The sequence below is a fragment of the uncultured Flavobacterium sp. genome, assembly GCF_963975005.1.
Classification (GTDB): domain Bacteria; phylum Bacteroidota; class Bacteroidia; order Flavobacteriales; family Flavobacteriaceae; genus Flavobacterium.
Genome location: NZ_CAXBFR010000008.1, coordinates 1 through 16425, shown reverse-complemented (window position 1 = coordinate 16425; position 16425 = coordinate 1). Strand labels below are relative to the sequence as shown.

13 protein-coding genes and 1 pseudogene are annotated in these 16425 nt (G+C 30.0%); 11 read left to right on the top strand and 3 right to left on the bottom strand.

All coding sequences use genetic code 11. The features are described from left to right. From AACZ53_RS01925 to AACZ53_RS01900, 6 genes are all read left to right on the top strand, one after another. On the top strand, nt 1-1368 hold the full coding sequence (locus AACZ53_RS01925) for a hypothetical protein (RefSeq protein ID WP_339834155.1): 1368 nt from the start codon (nt 1-3) through the stop codon (nt 1366-1368). Between the two features lies 1 nt (nt 1369). Further along, nucleotides 1370-1927 (top strand): LPS export ABC transporter periplasmic protein LptC, encoded by a 558-nt coding sequence (lptC, locus tag AACZ53_RS01920; protein ID WP_339834153.1) that lies wholly within the window; start codon nt 1370-1372, stop codon nt 1925-1927. 49 nt (nt 1928-1976) lie between these two features. Continuing rightward, nucleotides 1977-2153, top strand: a complete 177-nt coding sequence (locus tag AACZ53_RS01915) for a hypothetical protein (protein ID WP_339834151.1) — start codon at nt 1977-1979, stop codon at nt 2151-2153. 22 nt (nt 2154-2175) lie between these two features. After that, nucleotides 2176-3498 (top strand): hemolysin family protein, encoded by a 1323-nt coding sequence (locus AACZ53_RS01910; RefSeq protein ID WP_339834149.1) that lies wholly within the window; start codon nt 2176-2178, stop codon nt 3496-3498. A gap of 76 nt (nt 3499-3574) precedes the next feature. After that, the gene (locus AACZ53_RS01905; RefSeq protein ID WP_339834146.1) at nt 3575-5674 is read left to right on the top strand and encodes a peptidylprolyl isomerase; all 2100 of its coding nucleotides are present in this window, start codon (nt 3575-3577) and stop codon (nt 5672-5674) included. 138 nt (nt 5675-5812) lie between these two features. Next, nucleotides 5813-6664: a hypothetical protein gene (locus AACZ53_RS01900; RefSeq protein WP_339834143.1), complete on the top strand. Its 852-nt coding sequence runs from the start codon at nt 5813-5815 to the stop codon at nt 6662-6664. 4 nt (nt 6665-6668) lie between these two features. On the opposite strand, the gene AACZ53_RS01895 is transcribed toward AACZ53_RS01900, so the two are convergent. Next, nucleotides 6669-7583 carry a GYDIA family GHMP kinase gene (locus tag AACZ53_RS01895; protein ID WP_339834140.1) on the bottom strand — a complete coding sequence of 305 codons (915 nt, stop codon included), beginning with the start codon at nt 7581-7583 and terminating at the stop codon, nt 6669-6671. A gap of 92 nt (nt 7584-7675) precedes the next feature. Beyond that, complete coding sequence (locus tag AACZ53_RS01890) at nt 7676-8989, bottom strand: hydroxymethylglutaryl-CoA reductase, degradative (RefSeq protein WP_339834137.1); 1314 nt, start codon at nt 8987-8989, stop codon at nt 7676-7678. A 132-nt stretch (nt 8990-9121) separates the two neighbouring features. Between AACZ53_RS01890 and AACZ53_RS01885 the strand changes: the two genes are divergently transcribed. Genes AACZ53_RS01885 through AACZ53_RS01865 form a run of 5 tightly spaced genes read left to right on the top strand, consistent with a single transcriptional unit; the run spans nt 9122 to nt 15671 of the window. Continuing rightward, entirely contained in the window at nt 9122-11293 is a 2172-nt protein-coding gene (locus tag AACZ53_RS01885) for a S9 family peptidase (RefSeq protein ID WP_339834134.1), read from the top strand. A gap of 1 nt (nt 11294) precedes the next feature. After that, nucleotides 11295-12839, top strand: a complete 1545-nt coding sequence (locus AACZ53_RS01880; protein ID WP_339834131.1) for an oligopeptide:H+ symporter — start codon at nt 11295-11297, stop codon at nt 12837-12839. 35 nt (nt 12840-12874) lie between these two features. Then, complete coding sequence (locus AACZ53_RS01875) at nt 12875-14680, top strand: peptide MFS transporter (RefSeq protein WP_339834128.1); 1806 nt, start codon at nt 12875-12877, stop codon at nt 14678-14680. 57 nt (nt 14681-14737) lie between these two features. Further along, the gene (locus AACZ53_RS01870) at nt 14738-15199 is read left to right on the top strand and encodes a thioredoxin family protein (protein ID WP_339834126.1); all 462 of its coding nucleotides are present in this window, start codon (nt 14738-14740) and stop codon (nt 15197-15199) included. A 19-nt stretch (nt 15200-15218) separates the two neighbouring features. Next, nucleotides 15219-15671 (top strand): thioredoxin fold domain-containing protein, encoded by a 453-nt coding sequence (locus AACZ53_RS01865; protein WP_339834124.1) that lies wholly within the window; start codon nt 15219-15221, stop codon nt 15669-15671. Between the two features lie 13 nt (nt 15672-15684). Here the strand turns inward: AACZ53_RS01865 and AACZ53_RS01860 are convergent. Then, nucleotides 15685-16425 (bottom strand): annotated as a pseudogene (locus AACZ53_RS01860) (hypothetical protein); the annotation flags it as partial.

Genomic DNA, 16425 nt, shown 5'->3' with positions numbered 1-16425 from the left:
ATGAAAACGAAATTAACACTAGTGTTATTAATTGCAGTTAGTTTTTTAACTAATGCTCAGTCAAGTGATAAATGTGCTGAAGATATTCAGTATTTAGTACAATTTACTAAGTCTAAGGATTTCAATGATGCATATCCTTATATGCAAAGTATGAGAAAAGATTGTCCTGCTTATCATAAAGCAATTTATATTTATGGGGAGTTTATTTTAAAAGATAAGATTGACAATACTCAAGCTCCAGAAGAAAAAGAAAAATTTGTTAAAGATTTAGTTGCTTTATACGGTGAACATGATAAAAATTTTCCAAGTAACGGTGCAGGTAACACTGTAAAAAAGGCAATGTTACTTTTAGATAATAATGTTGGTACAAAAGAAGAAGCTTACGGTTACTTAGATAATGCATTTAAAACAGATGCTGCTAACTTTACTTCTGCTAAAGCATTATATACTTATTTTGAATTATTTGTAGATGATTATGAAGCAGGTAAAAAAGGTATTGAGTTGCAACAAGTGTTTGATAAGTATGACGAGATTACTGAAAAACTTGAGTTAGAAGAAAAAGGACTTTCTGATGAATTGGATGTTTTATTAAATAAAATCGAAGCACAACAAGAGCTTACTGACAAAGAATTAAGACTTAAAGAAAGAAATGAATATAACCTAGAGCAATTTAGTACTGTAAAAGGAAGTATGGATTCAAAAATTGTATTGCTTTCTACTTGTGAAAAACTTATTCCTTTCTACCAAAAATCATTTGAAGAAAAGAAAACTGATGTACTTTGGTTAAAAAGAGCTGCTGAACGTTTAGAGGCTAAAGATTGTGATTCAGATCCTTTGTTTACTAAAATATCTGAACAGTTACATAAATTGAACCCAACAGCAGAATCTGCTTATTTGTTAGGAGTTGCTGCTCAAAGAGCTAAAAATACTTCTAAAGCTTTAGAATATTTCAACCAATCTGCACAATTGTTTACTGATGCTACTAAAAAAGCAAAAGTATATTATAAAATAGCTGCGATGTATGGTAATGGAAATAAATCTCAAGCAAGATCTTATGCAAGAAAAGCTTTAGTTGCCAAACCATCATTCGGTCAAGCATACATGTTAATAGCGCAATTATATGCTAGTAGTGCTAATGAATGTGGAAAAGATCCTTTTGAAAAAAGAGCTGTTAACTGGTTGTGTGCTCAATATGCTAACAAAGCTGCAGCAGTTGATCCTAGTTTAAAAGGAACTGCATCTAGACAAGCTGCATCATATAATAGTTATGCACCATCAAGAACTGATATTTTTAACGGTAATATGGCTGGAAAAACAATTTCTTTTAATTGTTGGATTGGAGAATCAGTAAAAGTTCCTAATTTATAATATGATTAAGAATTTTAAAAATATAATCACTAACATAGTCACAGTTTTCGCTGTGGCTATGTTTTTTTCATGTGAAAGTAATTTTAAAGAAGTACAAAAACTGAATCAAAAAACATTTATACCTTCAGGTCAAGCAGATACAATTAATCTAGTTTATACCGATTCAGGTAGGGTAAAAGCTATTCTAGTTAGTCCAAAGATGATTGATTACGGTACGCTTGAAAATCCTTACACGGAATTTCCTAAAGGTATAAAAGTTACTATTTTCGACGACAAAGACAATAAAAGTTATATTGATGCTGATTATGCGGTGTCTTATAAAAAGACAAACCTGATCGACTTACAAGGAAATGTAAAAATCATTTCATATGACAATAAAATTCTAGAAACTTCTCAATTATATTACGATCAGAAAAACGAATGGTTTTTTACTGAAAAACAATTCAAATATTCAGACGGTCAAGGAGGATTTCTTCAAGGTCCTGGAGTTGATTTTAGCAAAGATTTTACAATTTTCAATATGCAGAAAAGTAATGGTGAAGTAAATAATATAGACTAAAGATAGTGTAGTTATTTATAAAATTTATACTTTTGATAAAAATTAAACCATGAGTTTTTTAAAACTATTTCAATACGTTTATATCATTTTCGCTGCTTTTTTTGTTTATGATGCATTTGTAAAGTATCAAAATAATGAAAGCGTAACTATGAGCTTACTGCTTGCAGCTGCTGCTTTGTTTATGTTTTTCTTTAGAAGAAGATTTAACAATAAATACGGTAAATAAGTATAATAATTAATCCACTTTTATGGAAATAACAATTATAGTTATTTGTTTATTGCTTTCAGCTTTTTTTTCTGGGATGGAAATTGCCTATTTTTCATCTAACAAAGTTTTTTTGTCCATTGAAAAAAGACAAAACAATTTCAATGCAAACATCTTAAATAAACTTACTGAAAAGCCTTCTCAGTTTATAACAGCAATGTTAGTTGGGAACAACGTAGCCTTAGTAATTTATGGGTTTATAACAGGTGATTTGCTAACAAAATGGCTAGAAACGTTATCTCCTTTTTTTCAAGATGAATTTGTAAGTTTAATTTCTCAAACAGTATTATCAACTTTATTGATTTTATTTACAGCAGAATTTTTACCTAAAGTTTTTTTTCAAATCTATTCCAATAAATTAATAAAATTATTTGCAGTTCCAGCTTACTTTTTTCACCAATTGTTTTATTGGGTTTCTAAATTCATTATTTGGATTTCAGATTTTATTTTGATGAAATTTTTCAAAACAGAAGGAGACCAAGTACAAGATTATTTTAGTAAAGTAGAATTAGGAAATTATATTAACGAACAAATGAGTTCAGTTTCTGATAATGATGAAATTGATTCGGAAATTCAAATATTTCAAAATGCATTAGAGTTTTCAGAACTTAAGGCTAGAGATATTATGACGCCAAGAACAGAAATTTCTGGGGTTGATGTTGATGATAGTATTGGAGAGTTAAGAGAATTATTTATAAAGACAGGCTATTCAAAAATCATTGTATATCAAAATTCTGTTGATGATATACTAGGGTATGTACATTCTTTTGAATTATTTCAAAAACCTAAAGATATCAAGTCAATAATGATGACTATTGAATATGTTCCAGAAACTATTTTCATTAAAGATCTGTTAGATATTTTGACTAAAAAAAGAAAAAGTATGGCTGTCATTCTTGATGAATACGGTGGAACTTCTGGATTAATCACAATTGAAGACATAATTGAGGAGCTTTTTGGTGAAATAGAAGATGAACATGACTTAGTAGAAGAAAAAATAGATGAAGAAATCGAAGAAGGAAAGTATTACGAAATCAACGAATCACATGATGATGAAGAAATCGAAGAAGGAGTTTATTTATTTTCTGCAAGGTTAGATGTCGAATTTATCAATCAAAAGTATAATTTAGAAATTCCAGAAAGTGATTCATATTCAACTTTAGGAGGTTTTATTGTTGATTATACTAAAGATTTTCCTCAAAACGGAGAAAAAATTCACATAGAAAACTTCGAAATAATCATACATTCTGCAAGCAATAAAAAAATTGAACTTGTAAAACTTTCATTATCTGAAGAAAAAAGATAAAAATATCGCTTTAGTATTTTATTATTTCATAGATAATTGTATTTTCGCCTTCTGTAAAAAATAAATAAATTATAAAATGGCAATTTTATCAAAAATTAGACAACGTTCATTTTTCCTAATAGTAATCATCGCACTAGCCTTATTTTCTTTTGTGTTAGCGGATGTAATTAAAAGTGGATCTTTTGGTAGTAGTTCAAAATATGCGGGTACTGTTAATGGCGAAAACATCATGGGACAAGAGTTTCAAGTGAAAGTTGGACAAGCAGAACAGCAAGGTATGAGCAATGTTCAAGCTTCAAATGGAGTTTGGGATCAAGAAGTTAAAAGAATTATCTTAGCAGAACAATATGAAGAATTGGGATTACGTGTTGGTCCAGACCAATTAATCAATGTAATGAAAGAGAATCCCAACTTTGCATCTAATCCTCAATTTTTAAACGAAGCAGGGAAATTTGATGTTGCAAAGTTCAAAGAATATGTTAGTACTAACTTTTACAAGCAAGGACCAGAGCAAAAAGCACAATGGGAGGCATTTGAAGCTGATGTTGAGAGAATGTTTACTGAACAAATGTATTACACATTAATAAAGTCTGGTATTCAAACTACACAAGCTGAAGGTAAAGCATTATATGAAGAAGAAAATGACAAAGTGAATTTTGACTTTGTGACAGTTGGATATGCTACAGTAAATGATGATGAAGTTAAAATTTCAGATGATGAAATTATGGCTTATATTAAAAAGAATGAGAAAAAATTCAAATCAGATAAAATGGCTGATTTAGAATTGGTTTTTATTGAAAACAAACCATCTAAAGCTGACGAAGATCAAATGAAAAGTTCTATTCAAGGATTATTGAATGGAAAAGTAGAATATAATAAAGAAACGGGTATAAATGATACAATACCAAGTTTTAGAAATGCTTCTAATGTTGCAGAATATGTCAACAAAAATTCTGACATTAAATTTGATTCAACTTATGTTGCAAAAAAAGATTTACCATTAGAATACCAAGAACAATTATTTAACCTTCCTGTAGGAGAAGTTTTTGGACCTTATTCAGATAATGGTTTTCAAAAATTATCAAGAAAAGTAGGTAGTAAGTCTGGTGCAGCTGCAAAAGCTAGCCATATCTTAATTGCTTTTGAAGGAGCAGAAAGAGCTGACCCAAGCATTAAAAGAACGAAAGAAGAGGCAAATGCTTTGGCAAATAGTTTATTAGCTCAGGCAAAAGCAAATCCAGCTGGTTTTGGAGCTTTAGCAACTGCTAATACTGATGATCCAGGTTCAAAACAAACAGGTGGTGAATATGACAATATTGCACCAAATCAAATGGTAAAACCATTTAACGATTTTGTATTTGATAGCCCAATAGGAAGTATTGGTGTTGTTGAAACAGATTTTGGTTTTCACGTTATTAAAGTATCTGATAAATATAATTCAGTATTGTTAGCAACAGTAGCTCAAAAAAATGAACCATCTGAAGCAACTTCTGATCAAAACTATACTAAAGCTTCTAAATTTGAAGCTGATGCTAATTCAAAAGACTTTGCTCAAGTAGCAAAAGATATGGGATTAGAAGTTACTCAAGCACCAAATATTAAAACATCTGACGAAAACATTCCACTAGTTGGTCCACAAAGAGGAATAGTTCTTTGGGCTTTTGGAAGAGACACTGAAATTGGAAATGTAAAACGTTTTGATGTGCCAACGGGTTATGTTATTGCAAAATTAAAAGCAGTAAATGATTCAGGATTGACTTCAGTTGAAAACGCAAGAATTCAAGTTGAACCAATTTTAAAGAACGAAAAGAAAGCAGTTATCATAAGAAAGAAGATGACTGGAAAAACGCTAGAAGAAGTTTCAAAAGCAACTAATGCATCTGTTGTTTCTGCAACAGACGTTGTTTTTAGAAGTGCTTTATTGCCAAACATTGGACCAGAACCAAAAGTTGTTGGAAAAGCCTTTGCTCAAAAAGCAGGGACTACTTCAGATTTAATTGACGGTACTTTAGGTGTATATATTGTAAAAACAAATACTATGGTAAAAGCTAGTGCAATACCAAATTACACATCATATGTAAATCAAGCTAAATCACAAGCACAAGGTTCTGCTTCTAATAAAGCCATCGAAGCTTTAAAAGTAAAATCTGAAATTGAAGATTTAAGAATTCAATAAGAAAAATTCATTACCATATAAAAAATCCCAAGCAATTTGTTCGGGATTTTTTTTGTTTTCTGTTTTAGCTTTATTACATTTAATCTTTATTAAATAATTACTTACAAAAAAAAATAAAATAACATTAAAACCTTAAGAATGAAGTACATTAATTTGTTTTTGCTTTTTTTAACTATTAACGTTTGTGCACAAAACACACTGAATTTTGATAAAAGTTACATTAAATGCGTAGATAAATGGATTATATTTCCGATGGATAAGGATAGTACTTACACCTTTGGTTTTTTATACATTGATAATAGTGCTGGTTTAACTTTTAATTATGGTGGAGATTTTAAGATAAATAAAAAGGGTGATTTTATAAATGCTGAAAGTGAATTAAGTAAAAGACCAGGTTTTATTAAAATGAGACTTGATGTAAGTAAAAATTTAGTTGCAGAATTACCAGAAGATAGAATTAAAGACTTAAAAATTGAAAAAACACCAGATTGGTTATCGGTTTACAAGCAAAGCGATGATTCTGATTTTGCTATGTTTAATAAAGGATTTTTATATAACGCATGGAACGAATGTGAAACCGCATTAATCTATTTAGAAAAATTAGAAAAAATAGATTCTAATTATGAAGGTTTATTTCCAGAAATGGCATTTTCATATAATCATTTAGAACAATACGATAAGGCAGAAGTTGTACTGAATAAAGCAGTTGAAAAAGACCCAAAAGATTGCTACACATTAAAAGAGCTAGCTTATACTTATAAGAATTCTAAAAAAATTGATAAAAGCATTGAAGTTTATAAGAAAATGAGTAAAACTTGTAAGCAAAAGAATTTTATCCAGGAAACAGCATTTAATCTAGCTTGTCATTACTTTAATGAAAAAGATAAAAAGAATTTTTATAAATGGAAAGATGAAGCTAAAAATTGGTCAGAAAGTAAAAATCAATATGACAAATATCTTGATAAACTTGCTCTAGAACTAGAAAAATAGTTTATTACAAAATCATTTCTTCATACTTCAAAATAGTTTCATAACCTTTTTTATTAAAATAGAATAGAGGATTTTCTTTTGAAACAACCATTGCAAAATCGCCACCCCAAGCGCCTAAACTTTTTACCGTGCCTTTAAAATCTGGAAACAAAGATTCTTTTACGGTAAGTTGTTCTAAAACATCACTTAGTAAAATTTCATGTTTGTCTAAGGCAGCCATGAAATCATTTATATTATTAGTTCCTGAAACAAAAGTTGTGATTTTATCAATTTTAGTTTTTACTTTATCTAATGAAAATTGCTTATTTAAATAATTGTTGATAGCTGATTTGCTACTTTGTTTTTTATTTAAATACACAAAATAAATATGTTCTTTAAACTCTGGATTAAAAGAAATTTTTTCAAAAAAAGGTTTTTCGTTTTCTAAATGATAAATAATAGATTGATTGGTTTGTGCACAAGCAATATCATATCCACTTCCTCCAAAACTGTTTTTAAGCAATTCAAAAGCATTAATATTTAACCATTGTCCTAAATTATTAATCAACGTAGATGATGTTCCTAAACCCCAAAGTCTTGGGAATGTTAATTTGGTGTCAATTGAGTAACCTTCAGAATTTTCAATAAAATCTGAATTTAATAAATAAGCATGATGTAAAATTTCTACTAAAGTATTTTTGATTTTATTTTCAATAAATGATTTTTTTGTAATTATATCATCGAATAGAATTTCATTTTCAAACCAAATGCTTCCATCAGCATCATAACTTTTCCAAATTATTTTTTTTCCAAGACCAGAAATAACTTCCAAATCTTGACCAAATTTTGTTGGAACAGCTAGAGACTTTGCCCCATTAAGAACCAAATATTCTCCAGTTAATAATAATTTTCCGTTGCTATAGTAAGTTTCTTTTTTCATTTTATACTGAACTCGTTTCAGTATCTCATCATACTAAAACTATATTTAATTGAACTCGTTTCAGTATTTCATGATACTGAAAATTTATATTTTTACTTTCTAATCTTCTCCAAATAATCAACAACCAAACTATGAGAAGCTGTTGTCTCATTAAAGTGGGCAATGACTTTTTCTTTTTCTTCTTTAGTAGCTTGAAATTGATTCAAAATATTATGAATATGCATTTTCATGTGTCCTTTTTGAATTCCAGTTGTGGTTAACGAACGTAAAGCAGCAAAATTTTGTGCTAAACCTGTTACAACAACAATTTTCATTAAATCTTGAGCAGAAGGTTTTCCTAACATTTCCAAAGAAAATTTAACTAAAGGATGTAAGCTTGTTAACCCACCAACAGTTCCTAACGCTAACGGAATATCCAACCAAAATTTAAAAACGCCATTTTCAATAGAAGCATGCGATAAACTTGAATAGCTTCCATTTCTGCTCGCGTATGCGTGTGCACCAGCTTCTACTGCTCTAAAATCATTTCCTGTAGCTAAAACTACTGCATCAACACCGTTCATGATGCCTTTGTTGTGAGTCACAGCTCTGTATGGTTCGATTTCTGCAATTTTAACTGCTTTCACAAATTTTTCAGCAAATTCGTTTGGATTGATTCCTGTGTCTTCATTCAACTCTTCAACTTTACAAGAAACTTCAGCTCTAACCACGCAATTCGGAACAAAATTGCTCAAAATGCACATGATGATTTGAACTTGTTTTTCATTTTCAGAAAATTCTTCATACGAAGCAGCTTCTCTTTCCAAAGTTTTAGCAAATTGCTCTAAACAAGAATTGATGAAATTCGCACCCATACTATCTTTAGTGTCAAAAGTAGCATGCAATTGATAGTAGTTTTCTAATTTATCTGTTTTGTTGACTAATTTTATATCTAAAATTCCACCACCACGTTTCTCCATATTTTTCGTGATAGAAGCTGTATCTTCATAAAAAGATGATTTTTTTTCTTTAAAAAATGCTTCTAATTTTTCAAAAGAACCAGCATACGAAAAGTGAACTTGGCCAATTTTTTCAGTTCCTAAAACAGTTGCTTTAAATCCACCACGTGCAGCCCAAAATTTAGCAGATTTACTTGCTGCAGCGACAACCGAGCTTTCTTCAATTGCCATTGGAATTGTATAGTTTTTATGATTTATTACAAAATTAGGAGCAACTCCAAGGGGTAAATAAAAATTGGTTAATGTATTTTCAATAAATTCATCATGTAGTTTTTGCAATTGTAAATCTGAATTCCAATATTGTTTCACTAATTTTTCAGCATCAATAGGATTTGAAAAGTAAGTGGTTGTAATCCAATTTATTTTTTCTTCTTTGGTAAGTTTAGAGAAGCCTTTATTTTGAAGCATTGTGTATTTTTTTTACAAAGATAAGCAAGATAGAACATATTTTAACAACCTTTTTTTTGTGAATATATCATAAAAAGCAAGGTTTTCTCGATAATTTTTAGTAAAATTGAAAGTTTTTTACCTTACACTATTATGACAAGAAAAATTATATTCGGAGTTTTATTCTTATTTACTTCATTATCAATTGTTGCTCAACAAAAAATCACTTTAGAAGAGATTTGGTCTGGAGCTTTTAGAACGCAAAGCATGGACGAACTCCAAGCTATGAAGAACACAAATCAATACACCGTATTAGATTTTAACAGAACATCAAGAAGCACTCAAATTGACTTATATAATTTTGCAACTTTAGAAAAAGTTTCAACTTTAATAGACACAAAAGATTTCCCAGAATTAACTTCAATCGATAGTTATACTTTCGATAAAGAGGAAAAAAAGATTTTAATCGCTTCAAATTCGGCTCCAATTTTTAGACATTCATTTACAGCTGATTATTTTGTGTACGATATTTCATCAAAAAAACTATCAAAATTTACTTCAAAGCAAATTCAAGAGCCAACATTTTCTGCAGATGGAACTAAAATAGCTTATGCTTTCGAAAATGATCTATATGTTTATGATGCAATTTCGGGTTCGCATTTGCAAATTACTAATGACGGAAAGAAAAATGCTATCATCAACGGTATTACGGATTGGGTTTATGAAGAAGAGTTTGCTTTTGTGAAGGCTTATGATTGGAATGCTAACGGAACCAAAATAGCTTACATTCGTTTTGATGAATCAGAAGTTCCAGAGTTTTCAATGGATATGTACAACCAAGGATTATATCCAACGCAAGAAGTGTTTAAATATCCAAAAGCAGGTGAAAAAAATGCTGTAGTTTCTTTACATATTTATGATTTAAAAACTGGAAATTCACAGGCGATTAATTTGGGTGATTACAACGATTTTTATATTCCTAGAATTGAATGGACGAATGATTCAAATATTTTAAGTGTTCAAGTCATGAACCGTCATCAAAATAATTTGGATTTGCATTTTGTGGATGCTTCTTCAGGGAAAACTTCAATTGTTTTAAACGAAAAAGACAAAGCTTATGTTGATGTTACTGATAACCTAACGTTCTTAAAAGATAACAGTTTTATTTGGACTTCAGAAAAAGATGGATTCAACCACATTTATCACTATGATAAAAATGGAAAACTAAAAAAGCAAATCACTTCAGGAAAATGGGAAGTGACAAATTATTATGGTTTCAATGAGAAATCAGGAATCATTTATTATCAATCGGTTGAAAATGGTTCTATAAATAGAGATGTTTATTCCATTAAAATTGACGGAAAAGAAAAAACAAAACTATCATCAAAAACAGGAACAAATGACGTAACATTTAGCCCAGATTTTGATTACTACATTAATTCGTTTTCAAGTGCCACTCAAGCGCCTTCTTACACTTTAAATGAATCAAAAACTGGAAAAGAAATCAAAAAGATTTTATCAAACGAAGCAGCTGAAGAAAAATTAGCAAAATATGGAGTTAGTCCAAAAGAGTTTTTCACACTTGAAACAGAAAAAGGAAACGAACTAAACGCTTATATAATCAAACCAGCTGATTTTGATGCTTCTAAAAAATATCCAGTTTTCATGACGCAATATTCTGGACCAGGTTCTCAAGAAGTTCATAATTCTTGGAATTCATATAATGATTATTGGTTTTATATGCTAGCTCAAAAAGGATACATTATTGTTTGTGTGGACGGAAGAGGAACAGGTTTCAAAGGAGCTGATTTCAAAAAAGTGACTTATAAAGAATTAGGAAAATACGAAGTTGAAGATCAAATTGACGCTGCAAAAGTAATTGGTAAATATGATTTTGTTGATGCTTCAAGAATTGGAATTTGGGGATGGAGTTATGGTGGATTTATGAGTAGTAACTGTATTTTAAAAGGGAATGAAGTATTTAAAACAGCAATTGCTGTAGCACCAGTTACAAGTTGGAGATATTATGATTCAATTTATACAGAAAGATATATGCAAACTCCACAAGAAAACGCAAGTGGTTACGATGATAATTCACCAATAAATCATGTAAAAAAATTAAAAGGAAATTATCTTTTAATTCATGGAACAGCTGATGATAATGTACATGTGCAAAACACTATGAAAATGGTTGAAGCTTTAGTACAAGCAAACAAACAATTTGATTGGGCTATTTATCCAGATAAAAACCACGGAATTTATGGTGGTGCCACAAGATTACAATTGTTTACAAAAATGACTAACTTTCTTTTAGAAAAATTATAATATGACAAACATACCAATTGAGGAACAAACGTTCTTTGGACATCCAAAAGCTCTTTTTATATTGTTCTTTACAGAAATGTGGGAACGTTTCTCATTCTACGGGATGAAAGCTTTATTAATTTTTTATCTAACAAAATACCATTTATTTTCAGATGATACAGGAAATTTATTAATTGGAAGTTATGCAGCATTAGTTTATGCAGTTCCAGTTATTGGAGGTTTTATTGCAGATAAATATTTAGGTTTTAGAAAGGCAATTGTCTTTGGAGGAATTATGCTTGTTTTAGGTCACTTAGGAATGGCTTATGAGGGAAATGCAGCCACACAATCTATTACAGGAGAAATTACTCGTGATAATTTTGCGCTACAAGTGTTTTATTTCTCACTAGCTATGATTATACTTGGTGTTGGGTTCTTAAAAGCAAATATTTCATCTTTGGTTGGTGAATTATATTCAGTAGGAGATAAGAGAAGAGATTCAGGATTCACCTTGTTTTATATGGGAATTAACTTGGGTTCTTTCTTGGCAACAATTGTTTGTGTTTGGTTAGGAGAATCTTACGGTTGGAGTTACGGATTTGGTGCTGCTGGTGTAGGAATGTTCTTCGGTCTAGTAACTTTTATTTCAGGTAAAAAATACTTAATGGGCAAAGGAGAATCAACCAACCAACCTTTCTTAGAAAAAAGATCATTTGGGCTTAAAAACGAATGGTTAATTTATATAGTTAGTGTTTTATCTACTTTATTATTTTGGCAAATGGTTCAAAATCATGATGCCGTTTCAATTGCATTACAAGTAGCTGGTGGAGTTTCATTTTTATACATTGTATACTATGCTGTAACAAAATTAGACGGTAAAGCTCGTGAACAATTAATTGCATTGACAATTTTAATCGTGTTTACTATTGTATTTTGGGCTTTATTCGAACAAGCCTATACTTCAATGAATTTATTTGCAGATAGAATTTTAGACAGGCATATCTTTGGATTTGAGATTTCTGCTGGACAATTTTTAAGTTTCAATGCCTTATTTATTATACTTTTAGCACCAGTTTTTGCTTGGCTATGGGTTAAACTGGGAAAATATAACCCAAATACAGCAGTTAAATTTGCATTAGCTCTAGCATTAGTTGGACTAGGATTTGGAGCTTTAGTAATGGGAATCAATCTTTCAGGAGTTGGGAAAGTAGCAGCATTTTGGTTGATTTTAGCTTATTTTTTACATACGTGCGGAGAATTAAGTTTGTCACCAGTTGGACTTTCAGCAGTAACAAAATTATCACCAGTAAAAATTGTTGGATTTATGATGGGAGTTTGGTTTTTAGCCACTGCAAGTTCAGAGTTTATAGCATCATTATTAGCAAATATTGCTTCAGTAGATACTTCAAATGGTTTAGCTCCTGATTTAAATGTTGCTAAGGAAAGTTATTTGAAGTTATTTGAATATTTATTCTACACAGGTATTGGATTTGGAGCTGTTTTATTAGCTTTGTCTCCAATTATCAAAAAATTAATGCATGGAGTTGATAAAGAATTAAACAACTAAAAATTAATAAAAAAACTAACTTACAATTATATAGTATGAGTCAAAATTCAACAGATCAATTTTTTAAGAACCCTGTTTTAGGTCATCCAGCAGGTTTATTTGTATTGTTTTTCACAGAAATGTGGGAGCGTTTTTCATTCTACGGAATGCGTTCACTTTTGATATTATTCTTAACAGCTTCTTTTACAGATGGTGGTTGGGAATGGACTAGAGAAAATGCGTCTGCATTGTTTGGTTCTTACGTAGGTTTAGTTTACTTATCTACCATGTTAGGTGGATATTTTGCTGATAAAATTATTGGTTTTAGATGGGCAGTTGTTGTTGGAGCTATTTTAATGACTTTAGGTCACGCTTCTATGGCAGTTGAAACTGAATTTTCAATTTATTTAGGTTTAGTTTTATTAGTATTTGGAAACGGATTTTTTAAACCAAATATGACTTCTATAATTTCTGAAATGTACAAAGACAGACCAGAAAAGAAAGATGGAGCTTATACTTTATTTTATATGGGTGTAAATGCTGGTGCTTTCTTCGGAATCTTACTTTGTGGTTATTTAGGAGAAAAAGTTGGTTGGAGTTACGGTTTTGGTTTAGCAGGAATTTTCATGTTCTTCGGAATGTTGCAATTTTGGTTGTCTCAAAATATTTTTGGAGATATTGGATTAAAACCAACTGCTGAAAGTAAAGCTAAATCAGAAGCAGAAGATACTGATACAAGAAACCCATTTACTAAATTAGAATTAGGAATTATTGCTGTTAGTGCAACTTTAGGTTTGCTTTGGATTATTAATGATCCAGCTTCAAAAATTTCAAATGGAGCTGTTAATGTTTTTGGATTCTTAGGTGAAAACGGAAATTCAATAGCAATTGTTACTGCATTGCTGTTATTTATTTATTTGCTAGTTACTCGTTTAATGAAATACTCTCAAATCACAAGAGAAAAATTAATTGCGGTTACTTTCTTTGCATTTTTAACGATTTTCTTTTGGGCAATTTTCGAACAATCACCAAATTCATTAACAATTTTTGCAAGTGATTACACAGATAGGGTATTAGAAGGAAATTGGAGTACATTTTTCTTGTTTATTAATACGTTAATTACAATAGTGCCATTAGCAATTATAACTTGGGTTTTATATTTGTTATTTAAACAAACATTTAAAAATTATGCTGTGGCAAATATGATATTAGCTTCAAGTTTTATCATTATTTGGGCTATTGCAATTTGGATGCTTATGAAAGATTTCTATACTGCAGGATTTATAACATTATCAGATTCAACTTTAGAAATGTTAAAAATCGACAAAGTTACAGAAGCAATTACAGAAGTTCCAGCAACTTGGTTTTCAACATTAAATTCATTATTTATTATTTCATTAGCGCCATTATTTTCTAAATGGTGGGAAAGTAAATACAACCCAAATGCAAATATGAAATACGGAATAGGTATGGGATTATTAGCATTAGGTATGGCTTGTGTAGCAGTTGGCGCTTCGGGAATTGAACCCGGTGCAAAAACTGCATCAGTTAGTATGATTTGGTTAATTTTAGTATATTTATTCCATACAATGGGAGAATTATGTATTTCTCCAGTAGGATTGTCTTACGTGAGTAAATTAGTGCCAGCAAGAATGATTGCCTTTATGTTTGGTGTTTGGTATTTAGCGGTTGCAATTGGTATGAAAGGTGCAGGTATGTTTGGAGAGAAAATTGATAAAATTGCAAACGAATCAGGATTAAGTTCTTTCTTTTGGATGTTAACAATAATCTCTTTGGTAATGGCCGCTTTATCTATTTTAATGACACCAGTTATCAAAAAATTGATGCACGGTGTTAAATAACTAACATTTTTTGGCATCTTATTTGTTTACTTTTGTATAGTAATAAAATATATTGAAATGAAAAAAACACTGTTCATACTTTTTGTAACCTTGTCTTCGATTTTAGTTCAGGCACAAGAAGATTTGACTTGGCATACTGATATGGCGAAGGCTTCTGAGCTTTCTATGAAAGAGAAAAAACCGTTAATGTTATTTTTTACTGGATCTGATTGGTGTGGTTGGTGCATTCGTTTGCAAAATGAAGTTTTTAAAAAAGAGGAGTTTATAAAATGGGCCAATGAAAATGTAATTTTAGTTGAACTAGATTTCCCAAGAAGAACAGCACAAGATGAGACACTAAAGCAACAAAATTATCAGATGCAACAAATTTTTCAAGTGAAAGGTTATCCAACCGTTTGGGTAGTAAATCCAGAAAAAACAGCAGAAGGTAAGATTAATTTAAGTGCTCTAGGAAGTACAGGTTATGTAGCTGGTGGTCCAGAAAAATGGCTTGAAGGAGCAAATAGTATAATTAAATAATAATAAAAAAAAGATACAAATGAAAAAGGCAATATTAGTTTTAAGTTTAAGTCTGTTAAGTCTGATTTCTTTTGCGCAAGAAATCAAATGGATGACAATGGATGAAGCTCTTAAAGCGCAAGAAAAAGATCCGAAACCGATTTTTATGGATGTTTATACAGATTGGTGTGGACCTTGTAAAATGTTGGATAAAAACACTTTTCATGAGGCAAGTATAGTTGAATTAGTCTCAAAAAATTATTACGCTGTAAAGTTTAATGCTGAAGGAAATGAAGAAATTAATTTCAAAGGAATCAAATACTCAAACCCTAGTTTTGTTGCTGGCAAGCAAGGAAGAAATAGTCAACACGAGTTTACAAAATTCTTAAAAGTACAAGGATATCCAACAATGTATATTTTTGATAAAGACGGAGAAATTAAAACAAATGTATTAGGTTATAGAACAGCTGAACAGCTGAAAGCTGAGCTATAGACAAAAAATAAAATTACATCTTATAAAATCCCTTTTCGGCAATAGCATGAAAGGGGATTTTGTATTTTATACAAGTTGCTTTCCATCTTTTTATTGATGTAAATGAATTGCTTTTATCAGCAATTATTAGTTGCGGTTTTGATGTGAGAATTAGACGTTCCATATTGATTCTTGAGTTTTGTCTAATAACTACAACATCAGGTTTTATAGATGTGTTGTAAATTGTGTTTTCGTCAACAATAATTATTTTTTTGTTTTTGAAAAATAAGACATTCTCCAAAGGATGAAATACTATTTTTGGATTAAATTTAGCCGTTGCATATTCTTGAATGCTTTGATTTTCTTGTATCAAACTATCATTCGAAAAAATTGTAATTTTATTAGCTTCAAAAATTGAAATAGCACTTTCTTTATTGTTAAATACAATCAATTCATTTTTATGTGAAGTTTCGTTTTTTGTAAAAAAATATAAGATTTGAAATGACAAAGTTAGGACTAAAACATATAAAACACGTTTGTTTTTAGGTTTGTAAATCCAATAAATAACACTTAAAATCAAAAGATATAATCCAACAGTTAAAAACGGTGTAAACGTAATATTCTTGATAACGTATTCCTGAAAACTTGACAACCAATGTATATAATAATTCATAAATTCAACTAAAATGGAAATCAATTTTCCTAAAAGTAGTGCTAAAGGTAAATACACAAAATTTAGAAAAAGAACAATAATTCCAATAAGTAAAACTAAAGT

Coding starts and splice junctions, on each gene's coding strand:
- AACZ53_RS01925 (WP_339834155.1), top strand. CDS start 1: ATGAAAACGAAATTAACACTAGTGTTATTAATTGCAGTTAGTTTTTTA.
- lptC (WP_339834153.1), top strand. CDS start 1,370: ATGATTAAGAATTTTAAAAATATAATCACTAACATAGTCACAGTTTTC.
- AACZ53_RS01915 (WP_339834151.1), top strand. CDS start 1,977: ATGAGTTTTTTAAAACTATTTCAATACGTTTATATCATTTTCGCTGCT.
- AACZ53_RS01910 (WP_339834149.1), top strand. CDS start 2,176: ATGGAAATAACAATTATAGTTATTTGTTTATTGCTTTCAGCTTTTTTT.
- AACZ53_RS01905 (WP_339834146.1), top strand. CDS start 3,575: ATGGCAATTTTATCAAAAATTAGACAACGTTCATTTTTCCTAATAGTA.
- AACZ53_RS01900 (WP_339834143.1), top strand. CDS start 5,813: ATGAAGTACATTAATTTGTTTTTGCTTTTTTTAACTATTAACGTTTGT.
- AACZ53_RS01895 (WP_339834140.1), bottom strand. CDS start 7,583: ATGAAAAAAGAAACTTACTATAGCAACGGAAAATTATTATTAACTGGA.
- AACZ53_RS01890 (WP_339834137.1), bottom strand. CDS start 8,989: ATGCTTCAAAATAAAGGCTTCTCTAAACTTACCAAAGAAGAAAAAATA.
- AACZ53_RS01885 (WP_339834134.1), top strand. CDS start 9,122: ATGACAAGAAAAATTATATTCGGAGTTTTATTCTTATTTACTTCATTA.
- AACZ53_RS01880 (WP_339834131.1), top strand. CDS start 11,295: ATGACAAACATACCAATTGAGGAACAAACGTTCTTTGGACATCCAAAA.
- AACZ53_RS01875 (WP_339834128.1), top strand. CDS start 12,875: ATGAGTCAAAATTCAACAGATCAATTTTTTAAGAACCCTGTTTTAGGT.
- AACZ53_RS01870 (WP_339834126.1), top strand. CDS start 14,738: ATGAAAAAAACACTGTTCATACTTTTTGTAACCTTGTCTTCGATTTTA.
- AACZ53_RS01865 (WP_339834124.1), top strand. CDS start 15,219: ATGAAAAAGGCAATATTAGTTTTAAGTTTAAGTCTGTTAAGTCTGATT.